This is a genomic window from Phenylobacterium sp. GW823-FHT02A09 (assembly GCF_058797775.1).
The window spans coordinates 392,712-414,350 of record NZ_JBXAJZ010000001.1; the positions used below are offsets into that span (position 1 = coordinate 392,712).

Below are 21,639 nucleotides of genomic sequence, written 5' to 3' on the forward strand. Positions count from 1 at the left end.
GACAGTCTTGGACGTGGCTAGGCCGCGAGCCTGCGGGCGATCGCGCCGACGGTGTCGATCTCGAAGCCGGCGGCCTGGGCTTCGTCGATGAGCGCGGCCAGGGCGCCCGGCGTGCAGCCCCAGGGGGAGGGATCGTCGGCGACGTCGTGGGTGTAGAGGATGAGCCAGGCCTTGCGGGACTTCGCCTCGCCGAGCCAGCGGCGGGCGGTCGCCTCGCCGTCAGGGCCCTCGATGCCGACGGCGGGCGCCTGGTTGAGGTCGACGCCCTTGTCGATGACGCCGTGGTGCAGGCCGCGCAGGGTGGAGAAGCGATGGGCCAGGGCCTGCTTGGGGCCGGCGGCGACGTCGCCGTAGGGATAGGCGAAGCTTTCCAGGTTCGGTGCGCCCCAGGCGGCCAGGACGTCTGCGTTGTGGTCGGCCTCGGCGGCGGCGGCCGGCCCTGAGGCGCGGCCGCAGTCGAGGTGGGAGAAGGTGTGGCAGCCAAGCTCGTGGCCGGCGGCGGCGAGGCGGCGATAGTCAGCCTCCTGGCCGCAGACGCCCATCGGCGCGTCCTGACCCGCGAGGCCGGCGGAAACGTAGTAGGTTCCGCGCAGGCCGCGGGCCTCGAGGATCTGCGCGCCGGCCGCGCAGGCGGTGAGCGGGGCGTCGTCGAAGCTGATCGACAGCATCGGGCGGCCCGGCGCGGCGGCCAGCGGGCGGCGATGGGCCAGGCGCGCCAGGCGGCGGCGCAGCTTTCCCGTCAGCGAAGAGTCGGCCTTGTAGGCGCCCTCGTAGGACATCAGACCGCCTCGGCGTAGAGCGCGGCGCGGTAGAGCCGCATGGCCAGGGCGCGGCTGCCGAGCGGGGCGGATTCGGCCAGGGCGTACTGCTTGAGCATCGGCCGCCAGAGGCCGCGCAGCGGCGCGCGCTTCAGCGCCTTGGCGACCCGGTAGCTAGGATAGCCGCTGACCACGGCCGGATGGGCGGCGACCACGCGGGCGAAGTTGGCGGCCGACTGCTCGTACTTGGCGGCCATGGTCCTGGCGGTGTCGAGGCCCAGGTGCGTGGCGGTGTTGTCGAGGTGCAGGATCGGCCAGCGGCGGGCGACGCGCATGCCCCACTCGACATCCTCCCAGCCCCAGCCGGCGAAGCCCTCGTCGAAGGCCTCGGTCGCAAAGACGTCGCGGCGGACCAGGAGGTTGGAGGTGAAGACGTGCTTTTCCGGGTGCTGGCTGCGGGCGGCGGCGTCCAGGCAGTCGCTGTGGGCGGCCATGCTGCGGTGGAGGGCCTGGTCGCGGCGCGGCGGGACCTGCTTGAGCGAGAAGCCGCCGAAGGCGACGGGGGTGTTTTCGCGGGCGATCAGGTCCAGCCAGCGGCCGAGGAAGTGCGGGTCGTCGGGCAGCATGTCGCTGTCGAGGAACAGGAAGTGACCGGCGCGGGCGTGGGAGACCAGGCGGTTACGGCCCTTGGACCGGCCCTCGTTGCGGGCCAGGCGGATGAAGCGGGCGGGCAGCGGCAGGAGGCCGATGGCGGCCTCGACCTCATACGACAGGTTCTGGTCCTCGCTGCCGTCGTCGAGGATGACGATCTCGGCGCAGGCGCCGGCCTCGCGCGCGAGGGCGGCGAGCAGCGGGATCGGGTCGTCGCCCTTGAACGGGATCAGCACCGAGAGCTTGGCGCCGCCGCGATACCAGGCGGCGTTGTCGACGATGAAGGCGCTGTCCTGGGTGATCATGCGGCGTTCCGGGCGCGGAGGGTGCGAAGGGCCTGGCCGGCGCGGCTGCGCAGGGCTCCGGCGTCGAGGAGGTAGACAGCCAGGCCGTAGACGAGAGCCCCGAGGGACGCCTTGGCGGCGAGCTCGGGCAGGCCGCCGAGGGCGGGGATGCGGGTGACGGCGAGCGCCATCAGGGCGCTGGCGCCGAGCGCCTGGGCCAGGGTCAGCCAGGGCACCGGCAGGGCCATCAGCCGCCGGCCGAGCAGGGCCGAGGCGGCCAGGCCCAGGGCGTAGCTGGTCAGGGTCGCGATCAGCGCCCCCTGCAGCCCCAGATTCGGGATCAGCAGCAGGTTCAGGACTAGGTTGGCGAGGGCCGGCAGAGCCATGGCGGCCAGCAGGAAGACCGTGCGCTGGCCCAGCGTGAAGGCCTGGTGGAAGTAGTAGGTGGTCAGGCCGGCCAGCAGGCCGCTGGCGGCGATCCAGGGCGTGACCTGCGCCGCGCCCTGGGCCAGGGCCGGGCCGACCATCAGCTGGGAAAGCGGCGCGGCGACGAGGGCCAGGCCCACGGCGGCCGGGACGGTGAGCAGCAGCATCAGCGAGGCCTGTTCACGCGCGGCGGGGATCAGGGCCTGCTTGCCGCCGCGCTCCAGGGCCATGATCAGGGCCGGGCCGCCGGCCGCGCCGAGCCAGATGAACACCACGTCGAGGGTGCGGTTCGCGAGGCTGTAGCCGGCGTGGTAGACGCCGACCGCCGCCTCGTCGAGGAAGGCGGCGAGCAGGAAGCGGTCGGTGCTGGAGAGCACCAGGGCCAGGATCAGCGACAGCGCGACGGGCACGCCGTAGGTCGCGTGGCGGCGCATGCGGGCCGGCTCGAAGCGGCCGCCCGATCCCTTGCCGAACTCGGAGGCGAAGCACCAGGCGGCGCAGAGGGCGGCAGCGACGCCGATGCCGATCAGTGGGGCCGCGCCGCCCAGGCCGGCGAAGGCCAGGACGGCGCCGAGCGCGAAGGCGCCGAGTGTCTGGACCAGGTCGATATTGGCGGCGCCGGCGACCTCGCCGGCGGCGCGGCGGCGCTCCTGGGCCAGGCGCGCGAAGGTGCGCGGCAGGACGGCCAGCAGGCCGCAGAGGGTGGCGAACTTCAGGCCCGGATTGAGCGGCAGGACCAGCACCAGGGCGCAGGCGAGCGGCAGGGCGCCCAGCAGCACCAGCCAGCTGCGGTAGACGGTGGCGGCCAGGTCGCGTCCGCCGTCGCGGGGCTCCTCGCCGGCCCAGTAGCGGGCCAAGGCCGCCTCGTTCCACGTGAAGACCGCGGTGTGCACGAGGCTCATCACCGTGAAGCCGAGGGCGTAGTCGCCGAACTGGCTGGGCGAGAGCAGGCGCGTGAAGGTGACGATCGTCAGCAGGCCGACCAGCCCCTGAACGATATTGACCGGCAGGTAGCCGACCACGCCACGCCAGAACATCCGGCCGTTCCTTCCCAAGCGCACATGGCGGCAGGACGCCGCCTTCAGGCGCAGGATGACGCAAGGACCGGTTGCAAACCGTTAAACGCGCGGGAGTTTTTGCTGTTGGGGAAGGGCGTGGCCCTTCTAGCGCGACCCCAGCTGAAGCAGGATCGGGCGCAGCACTTCAGACGTTGGCGCAAACGGATACTCCGCTTGGGTCCCGGCCTTCGCCGGGATGAGCGGGAGGCTGAGCCGAGTCTGGGACCGCTAGCGGACCGTCTCGGAGTCGCCCAGCAGGCAGGGGACGGTCATGAACATGATGTAGAGGTCGAGCCAGAAGGACTGGCGCTCGATGTACTCCACGTCCAGCGCCACGCGGCGGCGGACCAGTTCGGGGGTGTCGACCGCGCCGCGCGAGCCGTTGATGGCGGCCCAGCCGGTCATGCCCGGCTTCATGCGGTGGCGGTGAGCGTATTCGGCGACCAGGCGCGAACTTTCGACGGCGCCCGTCTTCATGCCGATGGCGTGCGGGCGCGGACCGACCAGGGACATCTCGCCGGTCAGCACGTTGAACAGCTGCGGCAGCTCGTCGAGGCTGGTCTTGCGGATGAACTTGCCGACCTTGGTGACGCGGTCGTCGTCGGCGCTGATCTGGCGCGCGGCCTTGGCGTCGGCGGCCTCGGTGCGCATCGAGCGGAACTTCCAGACCACGATCTCTTCGTTGTTGAAGCCGTGGCGGCGCTGGCGGAAGAACACCGGGCCGGGGCTGTCCATTTTGATCGCCAGGGCGACCAGCAACATGATCGGGGTGGCGACGAACAGCGCGACGCCGCTGATGATCAAGTCCTGAGCGCGCTTGGCCAGCGCCTTGCCCTGGTCGATCTCGGCGCCCGAGACGCGGGCCAGCGGGATGCTGGCGATCCGGTCGATGGCGTCGGCTTCCTCGGACTGGCCCTCGCGGTCCAGCAGCAGGGTGATCTCGTTGGGCAGCACCTTCAGCCGCTCGAGCAGGGCGTGCACGCGCTCGCGCGCATGGGCCGGCACGGTGATCACGATGCGGTCGACGTACGGCATGATCCGGTGGGCCAGCAGCTCGTCGGTGCCGCCCAGCAGCGGCACGCGGTGCAGGCCGGCGGGCGTGCGCTCGGCGCGGTCGTCGAACACGCCGAGGACGTGCGCCTCGCGGGTTTCAAGGATGGCGGCGATCAGGCGGTCGGCGGCGCCGGTGGCTCCGACGATCACCAGGTTCGGCGTCAGACGGCCGTTGGAGCGCCAGCGCTTGACGTTGGCCCACCAGAGGCCATGCGCGGCGGCTACGCAGAGGAACGCCATCGGCGTCCAGACCCCGAGCGAGGCGGTCAGCATGATTGCGCCGACGAAATGGGTGAGAATCGCGAAGCACATCGCGACCGCGACGGCGAACGCCACGGTGACCCGCATCAGATGCATGGCCAGATCTTCGCGGCGGCCGAATTTGTAGCAGTCGAACAGGCGCAGGCTGGCGAAGGTGGCGACCGTCGAGGCGCCGTAGATCAGCAGCACGCTGGCGCCATGGGTCAGGGCCACGGCGATCAGGCTGCCGAGAATCAGCGCCAGGGCGTCGCCGGCCTGGAAGAAGCGGGTGAGCAGCCGGCCCGACATGCGCAGCCGGGTCGGGGTGAGCTTGTCCGGACGCAGAGGGCCGCGGCGGTCGCGGCCGGGATCGGCCCACGCGGCGGCTGCGGCGTCGGATTCGGCCTGACGGCGTGCACGGCGGTCAGCCAACGAGCTGGGCTTGAACGGGGCGGCGAAAGACATCAGGGACCGGTTTATCGCGATAACGGGGAAGCACACTGCCACACGGCCTCTGTGTGAGCAGTTAACGTACACGCGTTCTATAACGACATCTGTAAACTATTCGCACCCGCCACGCACCCCAATTGCGAACAGACTGATGACTGAATCAATCTCGGGGGTGCGAGTGCGTCTCGACAACTGTCATTCACACTACAAGATGCTTGGTAAGAGCGAACAACCTGTGGGTGAATTGTTCACCTGCGCTTAAGCATATTCGCCTGGGAGGCGACCTCGTCGACGGCCGCGACGATGGTGTCGGGGCGGTCGTTCATGATCATGTGCGAGCTGCCCTCGATCACGCGGCTGACCCCGCGGTCCGAGCGGCGGGCGAGTTCTCGGTGCAGGCCCCACCACAGGCTGGCCAGCGGCTGGCGCGCGGCCTCGGGCGCGGCGGCGTAGGTCCCGTCGGCGGTGAGCACGATCAGCGGCAGGTCGCCGTAGCTCTGCCGTCCGGCGTCGAGCTGGTCGGAGGTCGCGCCCCAGAGCGTGTCGAGTTCGGAAATCCGCGCCTGCCAGGTCGAGGGACGCAGCGCTTCGGCCCGGCGCGCGGCGGCGGCGGCCGGATCCTGACCGCGACGGGCGGCGGGAACACAGCGGTCGAGCGGGGGCTCGGTCGCGGGCAGGGTCTTGGCCTCGGCGGCGGCCAGGCACTGGGCGGCGCGCGCCCGCAGGGCCCCGACGCCGGCCGCGCCTTCGCCGAACATCGCCGCGAACCGGCGATCCTGGTGCTCGACCGACGGATCGACCAGCACCATCCCGACCACATCCTGCGGCCGGCGGTTGGAGAACAGCCGCATGTAGAGCGCCCCGGCCGAATGGCCCACGACGACGTAGGGCCCCGCGATGCGGGCCGCGGACAGGCCGCGCTCCAGATCGCGCGCGATGGCCGCGCCGTCGCGCGGCAGGGGGCCGGGATCGGAGAAGCCGGCCCCGGCGCGATCGTAGCTGCAGACGCGGTAGGACTTTGCGAGCGCGGCCTTGACCTTGCCCCATCCGAGCGAGTCCGCCGCGTAGCCGCCTTCGAGCAGCACGGTCGGCGCGCCGGTCCCGGCGCAGCGGAAGTTCAGCTTCCGCCCGTCGGGCAGCCGGGCCAGCAGCTCCGGGCCGGCGCTGGGGTCGGCGGCGGCGGCCGTAGGCGCGTCGCAGGCGGCGAGCGCGAGGGCCAGCAGGGCGAGCAGGAGCGGGCGCATGTTCATTCGTCCGCAAGTGGCCTCGGGGTGGGGTGGATAACGGATAATGCAACAGTACCGCGACCAGCGCGTTGAGCCGCACAACAAGCGTGACTGAGGGGGCGCGTTCAATGTCCGTCAGGAAGCCTGAAAACGCCATGATCGATCTACCGATTTCGCGGGCGGTGGAGAACACTCCAGAGCACATCGCCTATCAGCTGTTGGAGCGGGTCGCCGACCTGGAGGGCGTGGCCTTGACGCGGGGCGGCAAGGACAAGCTGGCTAGCCGCAAATGGCTGCTGGACACCTATGCCGAGTGCCTGGACGCGGCGCGCGGTTCGCGCCGCTACGCCAAGAGCCCGACCTGATCGGAAGAGACTAGGGGAGCGCGCCGGCGATGGCGCGCTCCCCCGCCTTGCCGGCGCGTGAGGCGCCGGCGCGCGCACTGGGACGATGGGCTCGTTTTGGTGCGCGAGTGTTCCACTCAGGGACCGCGCAGCAAGCCCCGTGCCGTCAGATCTCGATGTTCTGCGGGCCGTCGGCGCCGACCACCAGAAGCCGGGCGCCAGGCTCGGCGCAGGCCTGCAGTTCGACGTCGCCGTACCAGGCGGTGTCGCGGGCCGGGTCGGCGTCGAACAGGATGGCGCTTTCGCCCTTTGCGACGAACAGCTGCTCGATGGCCTGGGGACTGGCGTCGATTCGCGTGATCGCCACGCCGGCGGCCCGCAGCTCGCCGATCTTGGCGTCCAATCGCTCGTGCAGTGAACCGCTCACGCTCGTCGCCAGCCTCCCGTCGCTTAACCTTAAGCGATGAAACCGGCAGCGCGCCGCACATTTTGGCGAGCGGCGCACGATCGCGCGCCGACGGACGTTTTTCTTTTCCGCGCCCCCGTTGCTCCCGGCGCCCGGTTTCGCTATGGAATGCGACCCGATTTGGAGCGCGCCCCGTGCGCGGCTGGTCGGGCTGGTGACGTGGCCGAGTGGCTGAAGGCAACGGTTTGCTAAATCGTCATACGTGAAAGCGTATCCAGGGTTCGAATCCCTGCGTCACCGCCATTCTTCCTCAGCAAAGTCAGACGCTCCGGCCTAGGCCTGGACGACGCAGAACGGATTTCCCTCCGGATCGCGAAGGACCGTGTAGCCCTCGCCTTGCCGGGAGAGCGCGGCGCCGAGCGCGACCAGCCGGGTGATCTCGGCCTGCGGATCGGCGGCGGCGATGTCGAGGTGAATGCGGTTCCGCTCGGGACGCGGTCCGCCCATCAGATGGAAGCAGAGCCGGGGGCCGGGGCCTTCGACCATGACCGAGGTGTCGGTTTCCGGCGTCAGGCCGAGGGCGGCCAGGCGCGCGATCTCCGCGTCGTCGTACGGCGCGACCGCGTAGCCCTCCAGCGCCGCGGCCCAGAAGCGGGCGAGGGCGGCCGGGTGGTCCGCATCGATGACGATGTCCTTCAGTCGGGCCATGGGCGCAGGATGCTCGGCGCTCGCCCGTTCGCGCAAGCCTCGCCGGGCTTGAGAAATTCCGGCCGCAAGCTGATGCTCGCCCAGCCCCCGATGGCGGCGGAGCGCGAAGAGCATGGCCGCAGGTCAACCGATCACCTTGAGACTGACCATCGACGATCCGGTCGCCGGGGTCGCCTACAGCCTGCAGGACGCCAAGAGCGCGCCGGTCGGGGCGCTGGTCGCCGCCGAGGCGCCGATCTCGTTCGACGTGCCGGTCAGGCTCGCGCCGGGGCCGCGGCTGCTTGGCGATTTCGTCCGCCGCGAGGGGCCGGAGCGCCGGTTCGTCTACATCGCCGTCGGGGCCCAGGCGGGCGATGCTGCTTCGCCATGGAGCCGCCGGGTGAAGGTGGACGTCCACGACCTGCCGGCCGCGCTGCTGGAGCGGGCGCTCTCCGGCGACGTCCTGGAGGCCACGCTCCCAGGGCGCGACAAGGACGGCGGACCGTCCTGCGCCACCTTGAAGCCGCTCGCCGGGTGGCGCGCCAGGAGCGCGACATGACATTGCCCCAGCGGCCGAGCGCCGTGGTGTTCGATATGGACGGGCTGCTGTTCGACACCGAGGCGCTCTGGCAGGAGGGCCTGCTGGCGGCCGCTGCGGAGGCCGGGTTCGAGGTTCCGGCCGAGGTCTATGACGGATCGATCGGCGTGCGGCGCTCGCAATGCGGGGACCTGTTCCGCTCGCACTTGGGCGAGGACTTTGCCTTCGAGGACTTCCACGCCGATTGGCGGCGGCACTTCTGGCGGGTCGCCGAGGGCCGCACGGCGATGAAGCCGGGCGTGCCGGAGTTGCTGGACCTGCTGGACCAGCTTGCGCTGCCGCGGGCGATCGCCACCTCGTCGTCGCGCGCGAGCGTCGAGCGCCACCTGGCTTCGAACGGCCTGACGGGCAGGTTTGCGACGATCGTCTGCCGCGGCGACTACGCGGCGGGCAAGCCGGCGCCCGATCCGTTCCTGAAGGCGGCCGAGCGGCTGGGGGTCGCGCCGCGGCTGTGCCTGGCGCTGGAAGATTCGCATGTCGGCGTCAGGTCGGCGGCGGCGGCCGGGATGATGACGGTCATGGCGCCCGACCTGATGGCGCCGACGGACGAGATCCGCGCGCTCGGCGTTCTCGTCGTCCGAGATCTGCACGACGTTCGCGAGCTGCTTGCGGCGAGCCGGTCGGGGTGAGCGGCCGCCGGTCCCCGGGGGAAGGACCGGCAGCCGCTCCTCAGCGGGCGGGCGCCTTGGGGCTGGCGCCGCTCACCGGGTTGCAGCGGAAGCCGCCGTCGAAGGGCGCGACGGCATAGACGTTGCCGAAGATGTTCGGGGCCCAGGGGTAGTCGGTGGAGACGACCTGGGCGCCGCTGGCCAGGGCCGCGTCGCGGCGGGCGGTGTCGTTCTGGCGCGCCTCGTAGGTGTCGATATCGCTGCGCGAGCGGACCAAGCGGCCGCTTTTCACCAGTTCGCGGATCTCGTCGCCGCGGGTCAGGGCGTTGTCGACCATGGTGAAGGCGGCGTGGGCCATTTCGGGCTCGCCCTGCACGAAGGCCAGCCGGCCTTCGAGGTTGGGATGGCCGTCGAGATACGGCTTGAAGGCGGTGAGGTTCATGCCCGGCACGATCATCAGGAAGACGAACTTGCCGCGCGCTTGGCCCACGGTCGGCCAGGCCCCGGCCAGGGCGGCCTTTTCTAGCGTCGCGTGTTGGCCGCGCAGGTCGTCGGGGGCGATCACCTTGTCGCGGCCGATGATCTCGCCGATCGAGGCGTCCATCTCGGCGAAGGCCTTGGCGTCGAACGGGATCAGCTTGGTGGCGCCGGGCGCGAAGGCGGCCAGGCTGTTGAACTTCGGCTCCAGCAGCACGAACACCGGCGAATGGCCGGGATTGGCGTCCGACCAGGCCCGCATCTGCTGCAGGCAAAGGCGGAAGGTCGGGCAACTGCTGCGGAAGTCGATGTCGGCGGCGTGCAGGGTCTTGAGGCCCGGCTCCTTCAGCGCGTCGGAATAGAGCGGCGCCAAGTCCTTGGCGCCCTTCTCGCGCAGCAGCCGGTAGGCGAGGGGATCGGAGAACCGGCCGCCCTCGTGGTCGACATTGAGGTCGAACTCCAGGCTGCGCAGGCCGGCGCGCAGCTGCATCTCGACCGGCGGGTGGACGTATTCCAGGCCCGCCTGCAGGTCGGCGCCGAGCGGATTGGGGTGTTCGTCGGCGAAGCGCGCGGCCATGGCCGGCGGCATCATCTTCATCATCCCATCCAGGGTCGGCTGGATCAGCGGCTTCATCACCGCGAACACCCGCGGGTCGGCCGGCTGGCTGTAGCTGTTGTGGGTGCCGACCACCTGGATCTGGTTGAGCTTCAGGTCGTCGCCCGGGGCCGCTGCGGCGGTCGAGGCGAACGCCAGGGCGGCGAGGCTGGTCATCAGCGTCTTCATGGGAACTCTCGGATCTAGCGGGTGATGCGGACGCGGACGCCGACCATGCGCGGGCTGGCGCGGATCGAGGTCGGGACGCCGAAGAACTTGCCGCCGTTGCCGACGTCGCGGACCCAGTCCTGGTCGAGCAGGTTCTCGGCGTAGGCTTCCAGCAACACGCCGTCGGCGCTCTCGACGCCGAGGCGCAGGTCGACCAGGCCGAAGGCCTTCTGCATCTCGCTCTCGAGGTTGTCGTTGTTCAGGAAGTACTTCGAGCGCCAGGCGTAGTTGGCGTTCACGAAGCCGTCCCAGTCGCCGAACACCGGGCGGCGGTAGTCGGCGCTGACCGAGGCGGTGTGCTCGGGGGCCATCCGGAACACGTTGCCGGAGCGGTCGACCGGCTGGCCGCCAACGATTTCGCGGAACTCGTCGTACTCAGTGTGCAGGTAGGCGTAGGCGCCCGACAGGGTCAGCTCGGGCGTGACCTTCAGCCCGCCGTTCAGTTCGACGCCCCAGGCCGAGGCCTTGCCGGCGTTGACGACTCCGAGGGTTAGGTCGACCGCGCGGGTCTGGAAGTCGTTGTAGTCATAGGTGAAGGCGGCGGCCTCGAAATAGAGGCGGTCCATGAGCGTGCCCTTGGCGCCGACCTCGAAGTTGACGACCTCCTCGGTCTTCACCTCGCTGAAGGTCGGGGTCGGCCGGCCGTTGACCGGGGCGCCGAAGGTGGTCTGCGGGTAGCCGGCCTTCAGCCCGCGCGAGGCGCCGGCATAGATGTTGACCTGGTCGGTGAGGCGGTAGGTCAGCGCGACCCGCGGCTGGACCATGTCGTAGTCGCGGCTGTTGGAGAACTCCTGGCCCAGCGAGTTCGACAGGCCGTTCGGCAGGGCGATCGGGCGCACCCCGTCGACGGTGGTGACCAGCGAGGAGTTGCGGACCGTCGCCTCGTCGTGGGTGACGCGCACGCCGGCGTCCAGCACCAGGCGGTCGGTGAGGTCGTAGCCGCCGTTGATGTAGGCCGACCAGCTCTCGCGGTTGTTGCGGGTGTTGGAGAGGGTCGAGTTGCCGGTGGTGACCGGCAGCACCAGGCTCGTGCCCGGGACCGGGAAGCGGGTGACGGGCGTGGTGCTGCGCGGGAAGCCGGCCAGCAGCAGCTGTTCGTTGATCACGAACTCCGACTGATTGAAGGTCTTGTCCTTGTAGTAGCTGATCCCGCCGACGGCGCGGAACGGGCCGCCGTGGTCGTAGGTGAGGCGGAATTCCTGGCTGAGGATGCTCTGGTCGTCGACATTGTTGCGGCCGATCAGGAACTCGTAGGTGGTGCCGTCGACGTCCCAGGACTCGGCGAAGTCCACCTCGCGCCAGGCGCTGATCGACTTCAGGTTCCAGCCGTCGGCGAGGTCCCAGTCGGCCAGCAGGGTCGCGCCGGTCTGGCGGCGCTTCTGCGGCGGCTGATAGCGGTTCTGGCCGGCGTCGCTGAACCAGCCAGTGTCGCCGCCGGGCGAGGCGACGTTGATGGCCTTGGTCGCGGCGGCCGCGTCGTTGTCGGCCTGGTGGTCGAGGATCAGGTCGAAGGTCAGGTCCTCGCTCGGCGCCCAGCGCAGCGAGGCGCGGGCGGCCCAGAGGTCGTCGTCGTTCAGCTTCTTGCCGCCGACGAGGTTGGTCACATAGCCCTCGCGCTCGCGGCGGCGGACCGAGACCCGCAGGCCCAACTCGTCCTCGATGATCGGAACGTTCGCCGTGCCCGTGAGGCTGTAGAGGTTGTACGAGCCGTACTGGCCCTCGGCCGACCAGCCGATGCCGGAGAGGTCGGGGCGGCGGGTGACCACGGCGATGGCGCCGATCTGCGAGCCGCGGCCATAGAGCGTGCCCTGCGGCCCCTTGGCGACCTCGACCCGCTCGATGTCGAACAGCTCCTTGAGCATGCCGCGCGAGCGGCTGGTGTCGACGTCGTTCAGGAAGAACGAGATGCTGGGCTCGGCGACCGCCCCAGCGTTGCCGGCCTCGATGCCGCGCATCACGAAGCTGGCCGAGGAATCGGTCTGCTGCTGGACGAAGAAGCCCGGGGTGCGGGTCGAAAGCCGCTCGAAGTCGGTGAAGTTCTGTTGCTCGAGATTGTCCGCGCCGAAGGCGGCGATCGAGATCGGCACGTCCTTCAGCTTCTGCTCGCGCTTCTGGGCGGTGACGACGAGTTCCTCGAGCGCCAACGGGTCGGCGGCGGCGGCCTGGGCGAACGCTTGTTCAGTTGCGAGGGCGCTGGCGCCGATGGCCAGAAGCGCGCGCAGCGTCAGGCGGCGGGCGTGGGTGGTCTTGAGCATCTGTGATCCCCTGTGGCTCGGACGCCGGCCTTCTAGGGGGTCTCAGGGGTTCTCAGGAAAACAGTTGTGCGAAATATTTGCGACGCGCTTAGGCGCTTTTCGTCACTCAGCAGAACAAATGTTCAGTTTAGCTCTCCGAGCATCCAGTTCACGAGCTCGGCGCTCGGCGGAGGGGCGCCTTCGGCGCGGGCCAGCAGGGTGGCGCCCAACCGCGCGATCGAAGCGCTTTGCGCGGCGCAGAGGTCGAGGTCGCGGCCGAGCCGCTGGGCGACCCGCCGGCGCAGGTTCTCGCCGCGCAGCCGGCGCAGGTCGACGGCGTAGGGAGCCAGCTCCGGCTCGCGGGCGGCGGCCAGGGCCACCGACACCGTGCCGCGGGCGACGAAGGCCTCGATCTCGGCCTGGTCCTGGCGCGGCGTCAGCCGGCCCTGGGCGACGAGGTAGATGACCGTCAGGCCGGCGCGCAGCAGGTCCAGGCGGGTGCGGAAGTGGTAGGCGACGGACGAGGCCGGAGCCTTGGCGCGCTCGCCGACGGCGCGGTGGGTCGCCCCCTCTGCGCCGCGCGCGACGATGACCTCGCCGGCGGCCTGGGCGATCTCCAGCGCGCGCCCGGCATAGGGCGCCTGCGAGGCGGGACCTGGAAGCTCGAGCGCCGGATCGAGCCGGTGGACGACCGCCTCGAAGAACTGAGGATCGGAGAGGCCAAGGCCGGCGCCGCGGCTGGCCAGCCGTTCGAGGGTCATGGCCCGCATCAGCCGATAGTCGGGGTTGTCCTGCTGGGCCAGGCCATGGGCGGTCTCGTCGGTGACGTAGCCCATGCAGGCGCGGGCCCAGACGGCGGGATCGTCGATGCGGCCCTCAAGCAGCGCCAGCCAGAAGGCGCGGCGCTCGGCGATCCAGGGGGCGACCAGGTCGCGCGCTTCTTCGTCTCCGACCGCGGCCAGCAGCAACTCGCACCAGATCAGGCTGGTCACCCGCTCGGGGCCGGCGGCCGCGTCCAGATACTGTTCGAGCAGGGCGGCGAGGGCCGCGGGCGCCAGGCGCGGCAGATCGGCGAAGCGGGCCAGGAAGGCGGCGTGGCGGGCCGCGTCGGCCTGGCGCTCGGCCGCGACCAGCCGGCCGATCAGCGCGCCCTTGGAGCCGAAATGGTAGGTGAGGGCCGCGACGGTCGAGCCGCTGGCCCCGGCCAGCGGGCGCAGGGTCAGGTCGCGAAAGCCGCCGGCTGCGAGCCGGACGCGGGCGGAGTCGAGGATGCGCTCGGCCGTGGCGGCGTTGCTCGTCTCGGCCGTGTCCATGCGGGCTCCTGCTGCGCGGGCGGCCAGTCTTGCGCACAGGTCGACGGCGCTATCAACGCCAAGCAGCTTGACCTAAGGGCAGTGGGGCGGGATCGTCTGCTGGCGCGGCATCCCCCCGAGTCGCGCACCGGCCCTCTATCCCCCTCATCCACACCTGGAAAGGGGGTCGGGGTCCGCTCCCTCCGTGTCAGGGAGCGGGCCGATTGTGGGGCTCCCATCGACAACTAGGCCAGAGGTTCGGGCGGCGCGTCGCGGGCTTCCATGACTTCGGCGATGAGCTCGGCGGCGTCGAGGGGCTTGACCAGGAAGGCGTCGGCGCCGGCGCGGCGCGAGGCTTCGCGGTGTTCGGGCATGGCGTTTGCGGTCAGCATGCAGATGCGCGGGCCCAGGCGCAGCGGGCGGGCGGCGCGGATGCGGCTGACGGCGGTGACCCCGTCCATCACCGGCATCTGCATGTCCATGAGGATCAGGTCGTAGGTCTGCTCGGCGGCGGCCTCGACCGCCAGCTGGCCGTTCTCGACGCAGGTCAGGTCGACCGGCAGGCCGCCGAGGATCAGCTCGACGACGCGGCGGTTGGTCGGGTGGTCCTCGGCCAGCAGCACGCGCACGGGGCGGTCGATCGGCGGCGGCGCCTGGATCGGCGCGGGCGGCTGCGGGGCGGCGTCGCGGGCGACGCGGCGCAGGGGCAGCTCGAAGGCGAAGGTCGCGCCCTCGCCGGGGCTCGAGGCGGCGACGATCTCGCCGTCCATCAGCTCGACCAGCGATTTTGAGATGGCGAGGCCGAGGCCCGTGCCGCCGAACTGGCGGGTGATCGAGGAGTCGGCCTGCTCGAAGCGGTCGAAGAGCGCCTCGGCGACCTCTGTCGGGAAGCCGACGCCGGTGTCCTCGACCACGAAGCGCACGCGGCGGACGTCGCCGGCCAGCCCGCGCGACAGCACCTTGAGGCGCACCTCGCCGCGGGCGGTGAACTTCACGGCGTTGGAGAGCAGGTTCGACAGCACCTGGCGGATGCGCAGGTCATCGCCGTGAAAGCGGTCGCAGACCTCCCGGTCGATCTCCAGGCGAAAGCCGATGGACTTCTCGGCGGCGCTGGCCTGGAAGAGGGCGAAAACGGCGCGGACCATCTCGGCCAGGTCGAAGGGATCATCGCGGATGCACATCCGGCCGGCGTCGACCTTGGCGAGGTCGAGGATGTCGCTGAGCAGGTCCTGCAGGGCGCGGCCGGAGGTCTCGATGAGTTGGACCATCTCGCGCTGGGGATCGTCGAGATCGGTGCGGGCCAGCGCGCCGGCGACGCCGAGCACGCCGTTCAGCGGGGTGCGGATCTCGTGGCTCATATTGGCCAGGAAGGTGGACTTGGCGCGGCTGGCCTCCTCGGCCTCCTCGAGCGCCTGGACGAGGCGGGTCTCGGCCGCCTTCCGTTCGGAGAGGTCGCGGACGATGGTGGTGAAGGCCGTGCCCGCCGGCGTCTCCAGGCGGGCGAGGGAGGCTTCGGCCGGGAACTCCTCGCCGTTGCGGCGCAGGCCGAGGATCTCCGAGCGTTCGTGCATCCGCAGGCTGGGCCGCGTGCCGGAGGCAAAGCGGTAGACGGCCTGCTGGTGGCGCTCGCGGAAACGGGCCGGCATCAGGTCCTCGACGCTGCGGCCGAGGGCCTCCTCGGCGCTGTAGCCGAACATCGCCTCGGCGCCGGCGCTGAACAGGATGATCCGGGCCTCGGAGTCGGCGACGACGATCGCCTCGGGCGAGATCTTCAGCATGCCGGCCAGCATCTGCTGGCTGCGGTGTGAGGCGGCCTCCGCTGCGCGCAGCGGCGTGACGTCCTGCAGCGCGCCGGCCAGGCCGATGGCTGCGCCGTCGCGGTCGAAGCGTGGCGCGCCCTGGTGGCGCAGGATCCGGACCGCGCCGTCCGGCAGCCTGACCCGGTGGTCGAGGGCGTAGGCGCAGCCGGTGTCGAGCGCCCGCTGGACAGCGTCCTCGACGCGGCGACGATCGTCGGCCGGGATCCGCGCCAGGGCTTCGCCCGCGGTGCACGGGCCTGGCGGCAGGCCGAGCAGGCGCAGGGCCGGCTCGCTGCAGGAGAGGGCGCCGCCGGCGGCGGTCCACTCCCAGGCGCCGGCGTTGGCCAGCCGCTGTACGCGTTCGAGGCGGTCCTCAACCATGGGCCAGCCGGCCGCCGGAGACAGCCAGGGGCCGGGGCGTCGCCGCGACCGGGCCGGCGTCGCCGTCCTGGCCTGAGAGCCGGAACCGGGCGACCAGACCGGTGAGTTCGGCCGCCTCGCCGCGCAGGGCGCGGGTGGCGGCGGCGGCCTGTTCGACCATCGCCGCGTTCTGCTGCAGGCCCTGATCCATCTGGTTCACCGCGGTGTTGATCTGGGCCAGGCCCGAGGCCTGTTCCTGGGTGGAGGCGGCGATGCCGGCGACGACCTCGTCGATCTCGCCGACCTTGGCGGCGATGGCCTGCAGGACCGCGCCGGTCTCGCGCACCAGCCCGACCCCCTCGTCGACGTGGCCGGCCGAGGCCCCGATCAGGTCCTTGATCTCACGCGCGGCGTCGGCCGAGCGCTGGGCCAGGGCGCGAACCTCGGAGGCGACGACCGCGAAGCCGCGGCCGGCCTCGCCGGCGCGGGCGGCCTCGACCCCGGCGTTGAGCGCCAGCAGGTTGGTCTGGAAGGCGATCTCGTCGATGACGCCGATGATGCGGCCGATCTGGCCGGACGAGTGTTCTATCTGGCCCATCGCGCCGACCGCGCGATCGACCACGGTGGTGGAGAGCTCGGCCTGGGCCTTGGCGGCGGCGACGACCTCGCCGGCCTGACGCGCCCCGTCGGCGGTGGCTTTCACCGTGGCGGTGATCTGGTCGAGCGCCGCGGCGGTCTCCTCCAGGGCGGCGGCCTGGCGTTCGGTGCGGCGCGAGAGGTCGTCGGAGGCGCGGGCCAATTCGTCGGCGCCGGCTTCGACCCCGGCGGCGTTTCCGGCCACCGAGGCGATGGCGTCCTCCAGCCGGACCAGGGCGCCGTTGAAGTCCTCGCGCATCTGGGCGTACTCGGCGGCGAGGTCTGTCTCGATCCGGTAGCCGAGGTCGCCGTCGGCCAGGGCGCTCATGCCCGCGCCGATGGTCTGGACGATGGCGGCGCGCTCGACCGCCAGCACCTGGGTCTCGGCCTCGCGCCGCGCGGCGTCGGCGGCCGCGAGGTAGACCGAGATCGCATAGTCCATGTCGAGCAGGGTCGCCTTGGCCAGGGCCCCGAGCTCGGCGGAGACCTTTTCCGGCGACGGGCTGCGGCGCAGCACGCCGCCGCGCGGCCAGCGGGCGGCGGTGACCGATGCGATCAGCGTCTCGAGCACCAGGGCGTAGCCGCCGATGTACCAGCGCGGCTCCAGGCCGATGCGGGCATGGGTCTCGCCGACTGTGGTGACGGCGGCGACATAGCCGTCGTCGAACCGGCCGCTGGAGATCGTCTCCCAGTGGTCGATCTGCCGGCGCTTGGCCGCGCCCATGTGGCCGGCGCCGGAGAAGAAGGCCCGCGTCTCGGGGCGCTCGGCGACCTGACCGTAGAAGGTGTCGAGGGCGCCGGGCAGGGCGCTCATGATAATGGGTTTGATGTCGCGGAGACTCTCGCAGGCGAGGTCGTCCATACGCATGAAGCTTAGTCGTTCACCGAGCTGCGCAGATGTAGACATGTCAGGCCCCCGTTGTATTGGGCGTGACGCTGGACGCGTTGTTGTTAACGATGTCCTAAAATGTCAAATATCAGAAGTAATAGAAAAGTATAGTGATGTGTGTAATCTAAATAGTGCGTTGGAACTATATTTGATTGGCTGATCGGCTAGTTCTGAGGCCGGGACTGGCCGGACGCCATGCGGCTGACCACCTCGGTGCGGTTGCGTGCGCCGGTGGCGCTGAGGATCGCCTGGACATGCAGCTTCACCGTGGCGATGGCGATGCCGAGCTGTTCGGCGATCTCCTTGTTGGTGCGGCCGCGTTCGAGCTCGCGCAGGACCTCGATCTGGCGCGGCGACAGCCGCGGCCCATGACCGGGGGCCGGATCGGGAATGGCGCCGAGTTCCTCGAAGCAGGGGAAGTACTCGCCGCCGACCACGACCAGCCGCAGCACGGCGACCATCAGGTCCGAGGCGGTGTCCTTGGGCACCAGGGCGCGGAAGCCGCGGGCATAGGCGATCTTGGCCCAGCGGACGTTCTTGTGCGGCGGCAGCAGCACAAGGCGCCCAGTCGTGAGGTGCTCGGCGTGGCGCTCGATCCATTCGCCCGGATCGGTCTGGGCCGGCGGATCGAGCAGGATCAGGTCGTCGGCATGCGGAGCAACGGCCGCAAGCTGCGAGACGTCGTCGAGCGACACCACCGGGTCGGCCGGGAGCTGGGCCGCCACGAGGGCGCTCAGCGCGTCCCGCCAAAGCGGTTGTCTGCTCACCACGACCACACGCATCACGCACCCCCTGGCGGCCGCCTCGCGCCGCCCGATCAATTTTCCCCAGCGCTAGTATGGGTTTCGGGGAGGCGAGTCATCTGGCCGATAGGACTATTCGAGGCCGTTGAGGGATCGCAAATTGCGTTCTGTGAACGTTGTTTCGCGTAAGCCGCGAAGTGATCGCGTATGGCGCGAGTTCAGACGCGATCGTCGGGCGGGGCCGATCCTTCGCTGGCCGGAGCGCTGAGCGGGTCCTGAGCGTCCTGCAAGCTGCGCCACTCGGCGAAGCCGCGATCGAAGCGCGCCTGCCACTCGCCGCGGAAGGCGCGGTACTCGGCGTCGTACTTGCGCTGCTGGGCCTCGCGCCAGGCGGCGTAGTCGCGATCGTGGGCGGAGAGCCGGGCTTCGCGCCAGTCTAGATACTCAAGCTCGAACTCGGTCTCGGGGTGATAGGCGTAGTCGGCCGGGGGGCCAAATTCACGGACCCCGAGATCGCGCGGATCCAGCGGCTGGTCGCCGTAGGGCGCGAGTTGGGCCTCGGTCGCGGCTGCGGCGGACGGGCGGGCGTGGCGGCGGACGATGGATTGGCGATAGCCGTGCGGCTCGATCCCGTACTCCTGGCCGCCGTGGGGCGCATCGAGGCTGTAGTAGCCGCGGGCCAGGGCGTCGGCCTCGTCGAAGGGCACGTCGGGGGCGCTGTCGCGGCCGGTTTCGTAGCGGCCGCGCCGCCAGTCAGGGCGCTCGTCGCTGGGACGGTGCGCGCCGAACGCGTCGAACGCGCGGGTGTCGGCGCCGTAGTAGCGGGCCTGATCCGAGGAGAAGCGGCCTTCCTCGCCGAAGCTGCGCGGTTCGGGTCCGTCTTGCGCGGTCTCGTCGTTGCGTCGCCGGGGCGGTCGCGGTTGATCGGACGGGGTCTGGCGATTGGGCATGGACCTGCTCCTTCGTGGCTCCCTAGTTCGGAAACGACGGGGCCGGAGGGGTGTTCCGTCGCCGCGGCGGTCGACTCGGGCGATGGCTGCGCCCCGCGGCGCGCGAAACGCCGCAGCGCGAAAGCGCTTGCAGGCGCTAGGTTGGGGCGATGACGACGAGACTGATCTGGCTGAGCGCCGCGGCGCTGCTGGCGGCGAGCCCTGCGGGCGCGGTCGACCGCGGCACGACCCAGGTGGACGAGGGCTTCCGCGGGGCGGTGACCGCGCCGCTCGAGGACCTGAACCTCAAGCAGGCGCAGATCCCGGACGTGCTGCTCCGGGCGGTCGCCGACCCGTACGAGCAGGTCGCACCGAGCCGTTGCGAAGCCATCGCCGCGGAGATCGGCCGGTTGGACGCGGTGCTGGGACCGGACCTGGACGAGGCGCCGGCCCCCGACCAGCGCACGCGGATGCAGAAGCTGGGCGCGCAGGCCAAGGCCGCGGCGGTGGCCGAGGTGCGCGGCGAGACCCAGGATCTGCTGCCGTTCCGCGGCTGGGTGCGCAAGCTGAGCGGCGCGGACCGCCACCGCAAGGCGGTGGAGGCGGCGATCAAGGCCGGCGGCGTGCGGCGCGGCTATCTGAAGGGCGTGGGCATGAACATGAACTGCGCCCCGCCGGCCGCGCCGAGCTGGTTCGTTCCCGAGAAGCCGGCCACGCCGACGTCGTGGCTGGCCTGCCTCTGGGAAGGGCTGGTGAGCTGGCTGAAGGGCCTGCTCTCGGTGTTCAGCCGCTAGTTCATCCCGGCGGCGACCAGGACGGCGGCGAGGCCGACGCTCATGCCGCGGACGCTGTTGGACTTTTCCACGTCGATCCATTCGTCGAGCGAGTGGGCGCGGCCGCCCGAGCCGCCGCCGCCGATGGTGATGGCCGGAATGCCGAGCGCCATCGGCGCATTGGCGTCGGTGGAGGAGGCGTCGTACTGCGGCGTGTAGCCGAGCGCGGTGATGGCCGCGGCGGTTCCGGCGACCAGGGCCGTGTCCTTGGCGGTCTGCCCGGCCGGGCGGTCGCCGATCGGCTTGATCTCGACGCTGACCGCCCCGACGCGGGTCGAGCGGGCCTTGTTCTCATGCTCGACGGCGGCCTGCATGATCTCCTTGAAGCGCGTGTCGAGCTTGGCGAGCTCGCCGGCGTCGGCCGAGCGCATGTCGAACTCGGTGAAGACCTTGTTGGGAATGGCGTTGACCGAGGTGCCGCCGCCGGTGACCGAGGCCGAATAGGTGACCTTCGGGCTGGTCGGGACCTGGACCTCGTAGAAGTCGGCGATCGCCTTGCCCATGGCGGCCATCGGATTGACGATGCCGAACGAGCCGTAGCTGTGGCCGCCGGGGCCGTTGAAGGTCACGCGGTAGCGCTTCGAGCCGACGCCGACATGGGTGATGCCGCTGGGGTCGAGGCCGTCGACCGAGAAGAACGCTTTGGTGCGGTCCTTGTACTTGCCCTGATTGAAGAAGTAGCGGACGCCGCGCAGGTCGCCGGCGCCTTCTTCGCCGACCGTGCCGACGAAGAGAATGTCGCTGTTCGTCTTGATCTTGGCCGCGTCGAGGGCGCGGATCCAGGCCAGCAGGACCGCGAGGTTGTGTGTGTCGTCGGCGACGCCCGGGGCGAACAGCTTGGTCCCTTCGCGGCGGACCTTCACGTCGGTGCCTTCCGGGAAGACGGTGTCGAGGTGGGCGGAGACAACGACCAGCGGGCCGGGCTTGGTCCCCTTGCGCAGGCCCATGACGTTGCCCTCGGCGTCGATCTCGACGTCGGTCAGGCCGTGGGCTTCGAGCATCGCCTTGTAGGCCTTGCCGCGCGCCTCTTCCTTGAAGGGCGGGGCGGGGATCTCGGTCAGGGTGATGATGTCCTGCACGGTGCGGTCATGCTCGCGGTCGAGCACGGCGGCGGCGGCCTTGAAGGCCGGGCTGGCGACGATCCTGGCCGCGTCGTCCTTCGGCGCGGCGAGCGCCGGCGCGGCGATCAGGACGGACAGCGCGAGCGCGGCGGCGGGCAGGGAACGGGACATGGATACTCCAGGCGAAACGAGTCGCCCGGCATAGTAGCGGCGGCTTGCCTTGCGACTAGGCCCGGCTGGCCTCGGCGTGGTCGAGGGCCATGACGTCGGCGGCTTCTTCGGCGTCCATGATCTTGAGCAGCCGGGCGCGGGCGCGGTTGACGCGGCTCTTGATGGTGCCGAGCGCGCAGCCGCAGATCTCGGCCGCCTCCTCGTAGGAGAGGCCGGCGGCGCCGACCAGGATCAGCGCCTCGCGGTGTTCGTCGGGCAGTTGGGCCAGGGCCGCCTGAAGCGCGCGCATGGCGATGCTCCAGTCCTGGGTCGGCGGGGTGCGCATGTTGTTGGCGTACTCGCCGGTTTCGTCGCGGACCTCGCGGCGGCGGCGGATTACTTGGGTGTAGTAGGTGTTGCGCAGGATCGTGAACAGCCAGGCGCGCAGGTTGGTGCCCGGCTCGAACTTGTCGCGGTTGGACCAGGCCTTGATCAGGGTGTCCTGCACCAGATCGTCGGCGTCTGACCCGTTGTGGCTGAGGGACCAAGCGAAGGCGCGCAGGGCGGGGATCATCGCCACCACCTCGTTGCGCCACTCGGTGTCACCGCCCATGCTGTCCTCGA

At 70.8% G+C, this 21,639-nt stretch carries 20 protein-coding genes and 1 tRNA gene; 5 read left to right on the top strand and 16 right to left on the bottom strand.

What is annotated here, in order from left to right; translation table 11 throughout:
* Positions 1–17 precede the first annotated feature (17 nt).
* From hfsH to AC1Q87_RS02110, 5 genes are all read right to left on the bottom strand, one after another.
* Complete coding sequence (hfsH, locus tag AC1Q87_RS02090; protein WP_492607352.1) at positions 18–779, bottom strand: oligosaccharide deacetylase HfsH; 762 nt, start codon at positions 777–779, stop codon at positions 18–20.
* Positions 779–1,714 carry a polysaccharide biosynthesis protein HfsG gene (hfsG, locus tag AC1Q87_RS02095; RefSeq protein WP_492607353.1) on the bottom strand — a complete coding sequence of 312 codons (936 nt, stop codon included), beginning with the start codon at positions 1,712–1,714 and terminating at the stop codon, positions 779–781. The genes hfsH and hfsG overlap by 1 nt, the downstream gene beginning before the upstream one ends.
* Positions 1,711–3,156 (bottom strand): polysaccharide biosynthesis protein HfsF, encoded by a 1,446-nt coding sequence (hfsF, locus tag AC1Q87_RS02100; RefSeq protein ID WP_492607354.1) that lies wholly within the window; start codon positions 3,154–3,156, stop codon positions 1,711–1,713. Before hfsF ends, hfsG begins: the two co-directional genes overlap by 4 nt.
* 249 nt (positions 3,157–3,405) lie before the next feature.
* The gene (hfsE, locus tag AC1Q87_RS02105; RefSeq protein ID WP_492607355.1) at positions 3,406–4,935 is read right to left on the bottom strand and encodes a polysaccharide biosynthesis protein HfsE; all 1,530 of its coding nucleotides are present in this window, start codon (positions 4,933–4,935) and stop codon (positions 3,406–3,408) included.
* 233 nt (positions 4,936–5,168) lie between these two features.
* Positions 5,169–6,164 (bottom strand): alpha/beta fold hydrolase, encoded by a 996-nt coding sequence (locus tag AC1Q87_RS02110; RefSeq protein ID WP_492607356.1) that lies wholly within the window; start codon positions 6,162–6,164, stop codon positions 5,169–5,171.
* Positions 6,165–6,301: 137 nt separating this feature from the next.
* Here AC1Q87_RS02110 and AC1Q87_RS02115 point away from each other — a divergent pair, with 137 nt between their 5' ends.
* A complete protein-coding gene (locus AC1Q87_RS02115) occupies positions 6,302–6,511 on the top strand; it encodes a hypothetical protein (protein WP_492607357.1) in 210 nt (69 codons plus the stop codon).
* Between the two features lie 145 nt (positions 6,512–6,656).
* Here AC1Q87_RS02115 and AC1Q87_RS02120 read toward each other — a convergent pair whose 3' ends face one another.
* Positions 6,657–6,917, bottom strand: coding sequence for a hypothetical protein (locus AC1Q87_RS02120; protein ID WP_492607358.1), 261 nt, complete (start codon positions 6,915–6,917; stop codon positions 6,657–6,659).
* A 192-nt stretch (positions 6,918–7,109) separates the two neighbouring features.
* Between AC1Q87_RS02120 and AC1Q87_RS02125 the strand changes: the two genes are divergently transcribed.
* Positions 7,110–7,199: transfer RNA gene (locus tag AC1Q87_RS02125), tRNA-Ser, on the top strand.
* 30 nt (positions 7,200–7,229) lie between these two features.
* On the opposite strand, the gene AC1Q87_RS02130 is transcribed toward AC1Q87_RS02125, so the two are convergent.
* The gene (locus AC1Q87_RS02130; RefSeq protein ID WP_492607359.1) at positions 7,230–7,604 is read right to left on the bottom strand and encodes a VOC family protein; all 375 of its coding nucleotides are present in this window, start codon (positions 7,602–7,604) and stop codon (positions 7,230–7,232) included.
* Positions 7,605–7,716: 112 nt separating this feature from the next.
* Between AC1Q87_RS02130 and AC1Q87_RS02135 the strand changes: the two genes are divergently transcribed.
* Both AC1Q87_RS02135 and AC1Q87_RS02140 read left to right on the top strand, forming a co-directional pair.
* Positions 7,717–8,142 carry a DUF5990 family protein gene (locus AC1Q87_RS02135; RefSeq protein ID WP_492607360.1) on the top strand — a complete coding sequence of 142 codons (426 nt, stop codon included), beginning with the start codon at positions 7,717–7,719 and terminating at the stop codon, positions 8,140–8,142.
* Positions 8,139–8,810 carry an HAD family hydrolase gene (locus AC1Q87_RS02140; protein ID WP_492607361.1) on the top strand — a complete coding sequence of 224 codons (672 nt, stop codon included), beginning with the start codon at positions 8,139–8,141 and terminating at the stop codon, positions 8,808–8,810. Before AC1Q87_RS02135 ends, AC1Q87_RS02140 begins: the two co-directional genes overlap by 4 nt.
* 40 nt (positions 8,811–8,850) lie before the next feature.
* Here AC1Q87_RS02140 and AC1Q87_RS02145 read toward each other — a convergent pair whose 3' ends face one another.
* The 7 genes from AC1Q87_RS02145 to AC1Q87_RS02175 all read right to left on the bottom strand — a co-directional run bounded on the left by AC1Q87_RS02145 (position 8,851) and on the right by AC1Q87_RS02175 (position 18,992).
* The gene (locus tag AC1Q87_RS02145) at positions 8,851–10,050 is read right to left on the bottom strand and encodes a Ca2+-dependent phosphoinositide-specific phospholipase C (protein WP_492607362.1); all 1,200 of its coding nucleotides are present in this window, start codon (positions 10,048–10,050) and stop codon (positions 8,851–8,853) included.
* A gap of 14 nt (positions 10,051–10,064) precedes the next feature.
* The gene (locus AC1Q87_RS02150) at positions 10,065–12,344 is read right to left on the bottom strand and encodes a TonB-dependent receptor (RefSeq protein ID WP_492607363.1); all 2,280 of its coding nucleotides are present in this window, start codon (positions 12,342–12,344) and stop codon (positions 10,065–10,067) included.
* A 122-nt stretch (positions 12,345–12,466) separates the two neighbouring features.
* Positions 12,467–13,636 carry a TetR family transcriptional regulator gene (locus tag AC1Q87_RS02155; protein ID WP_492607364.1) on the bottom strand — a complete coding sequence of 390 codons (1,170 nt, stop codon included), beginning with the start codon at positions 13,634–13,636 and terminating at the stop codon, positions 12,467–12,469.
* 224 nt (positions 13,637–13,860) lie between these two features.
* Entirely contained in the window at positions 13,861–15,795 is a 1,935-nt protein-coding gene (locus AC1Q87_RS02160; RefSeq protein WP_492607365.1) for a PAS domain-containing hybrid sensor histidine kinase/response regulator, read from the bottom strand.
* On the bottom strand, positions 15,788–17,317 hold the full coding sequence (locus tag AC1Q87_RS02165) for a methyl-accepting chemotaxis protein (protein WP_492607366.1): 1,530 nt from the start codon (positions 17,315–17,317) through the stop codon (positions 15,788–15,790). Before AC1Q87_RS02165 ends, AC1Q87_RS02160 begins: the two co-directional genes overlap by 8 nt.
* Positions 17,318–17,463: 146 nt before the next feature.
* Positions 17,464–18,081: a helix-turn-helix transcriptional regulator gene (locus tag AC1Q87_RS02170; RefSeq protein WP_492607367.1), complete on the bottom strand. Its 618-nt coding sequence runs from the start codon at positions 18,079–18,081 to the stop codon at positions 17,464–17,466.
* A gap of 179 nt (positions 18,082–18,260) precedes the next feature.
* Positions 18,261–18,992 carry a hypothetical protein gene (locus AC1Q87_RS02175; protein WP_492607368.1) on the bottom strand — a complete coding sequence of 244 codons (732 nt, stop codon included), beginning with the start codon at positions 18,990–18,992 and terminating at the stop codon, positions 18,261–18,263.
* Between the two features lie 149 nt (positions 18,993–19,141).
* Here AC1Q87_RS02175 and AC1Q87_RS02180 point away from each other — a divergent pair, with 149 nt between their 5' ends.
* The gene (locus AC1Q87_RS02180) at positions 19,142–19,765 is read left to right on the top strand and encodes a hypothetical protein (RefSeq protein WP_492607369.1); all 624 of its coding nucleotides are present in this window, start codon (positions 19,142–19,144) and stop codon (positions 19,763–19,765) included.
* On the opposite strand, the gene AC1Q87_RS02185 is transcribed toward AC1Q87_RS02180, so the two are convergent.
* On the bottom strand, positions 19,762–21,036 hold the full coding sequence (locus tag AC1Q87_RS02185) for a M20/M25/M40 family metallo-hydrolase (RefSeq protein WP_492607370.1): 1,275 nt from the start codon (positions 21,034–21,036) through the stop codon (positions 19,762–19,764). The two genes, AC1Q87_RS02180 and AC1Q87_RS02185, sit on opposite strands and share 4 nt — an antisense overlap.
* 55 nt (positions 21,037–21,091) lie before the next feature.
* Positions 21,092–21,628 carry a sigma-70 family RNA polymerase sigma factor gene (locus AC1Q87_RS02190; RefSeq protein ID WP_492607371.1) on the bottom strand — a complete coding sequence of 179 codons (537 nt, stop codon included), beginning with the start codon at positions 21,626–21,628 and terminating at the stop codon, positions 21,092–21,094.
* Positions 21,629–21,639 lie beyond the last annotated feature (11 nt).

Coding starts and splice junctions, on each gene's coding strand:
- AC1Q87_RS02190 (WP_492607371.1), bottom strand. CDS start 21,628: ATGGGCGGTGACACCGAGTGGCGCAACGAGGTGGTGGCGATGATCCCC.
- AC1Q87_RS02155 (WP_492607364.1), bottom strand. CDS start 13,636: ATGGACACGGCCGAGACGAGCAACGCCGCCACGGCCGAGCGCATCCTC.
- AC1Q87_RS02130 (WP_492607359.1), bottom strand. CDS start 7,604: ATGGCCCGACTGAAGGACATCGTCATCGATGCGGACCACCCGGCCGCC.
- AC1Q87_RS02185 (WP_492607370.1), bottom strand. CDS start 21,036: ATGTCCCGTTCCCTGCCCGCCGCCGCGCTCGCGCTGTCCGTCCTGATC.
- AC1Q87_RS02160 (WP_492607365.1), bottom strand. CDS start 15,795: ATGGTTGAGGACCGCCTCGAACGCGTACAGCGGCTGGCCAACGCCGGC.
- hfsG (WP_492607353.1), bottom strand. CDS start 1,714: ATGATCACCCAGGACAGCGCCTTCATCGTCGACAACGCCGCCTGGTAT.
- AC1Q87_RS02110 (WP_492607356.1), bottom strand. CDS start 6,164: ATGCGCCCGCTCCTGCTCGCCCTGCTGGCCCTCGCGCTCGCCGCCTGC.
- AC1Q87_RS02145 (WP_492607362.1), bottom strand. CDS start 10,050: ATGAAGACGCTGATGACCAGCCTCGCCGCCCTGGCGTTCGCCTCGACC.
- AC1Q87_RS02150 (WP_492607363.1), bottom strand. CDS start 12,344: ATGCTCAAGACCACCCACGCCCGCCGCCTGACGCTGCGCGCGCTTCTG.
- AC1Q87_RS02180 (WP_492607369.1), top strand. CDS start 19,142: ATGACGACGAGACTGATCTGGCTGAGCGCCGCGGCGCTGCTGGCGGCG.
- hfsF (WP_492607354.1), bottom strand. CDS start 3,156: ATGTTCTGGCGTGGCGTGGTCGGCTACCTGCCGGTCAATATCGTTCAG.
- AC1Q87_RS02175 (WP_492607368.1), bottom strand. CDS start 18,992: ATGCCCAATCGCCAGACCCCGTCCGATCAACCGCGACCGCCCCGGCGA.
- AC1Q87_RS02140 (WP_492607361.1), top strand. CDS start 8,139: ATGACATTGCCCCAGCGGCCGAGCGCCGTGGTGTTCGATATGGACGGG.
- AC1Q87_RS02135 (WP_492607360.1), top strand. CDS start 7,717: ATGGCCGCAGGTCAACCGATCACCTTGAGACTGACCATCGACGATCCG.
- AC1Q87_RS02165 (WP_492607366.1), bottom strand. CDS start 17,317: ATGTCTACATCTGCGCAGCTCGGTGAACGACTAAGCTTCATGCGTATG.
- hfsH (WP_492607352.1), bottom strand. CDS start 779: ATGTCCTACGAGGGCGCCTACAAGGCCGACTCTTCGCTGACGGGAAAG.
- AC1Q87_RS02115 (WP_492607357.1), top strand. CDS start 6,302: ATGATCGATCTACCGATTTCGCGGGCGGTGGAGAACACTCCAGAGCAC.
- hfsE (WP_492607355.1), bottom strand. CDS start 4,935: ATGTCTTTCGCCGCCCCGTTCAAGCCCAGCTCGTTGGCTGACCGCCGT.
- AC1Q87_RS02170 (WP_492607367.1), bottom strand. CDS start 18,081: ATGCGTGTGGTCGTGGTGAGCAGACAACCGCTTTGGCGGGACGCGCTG.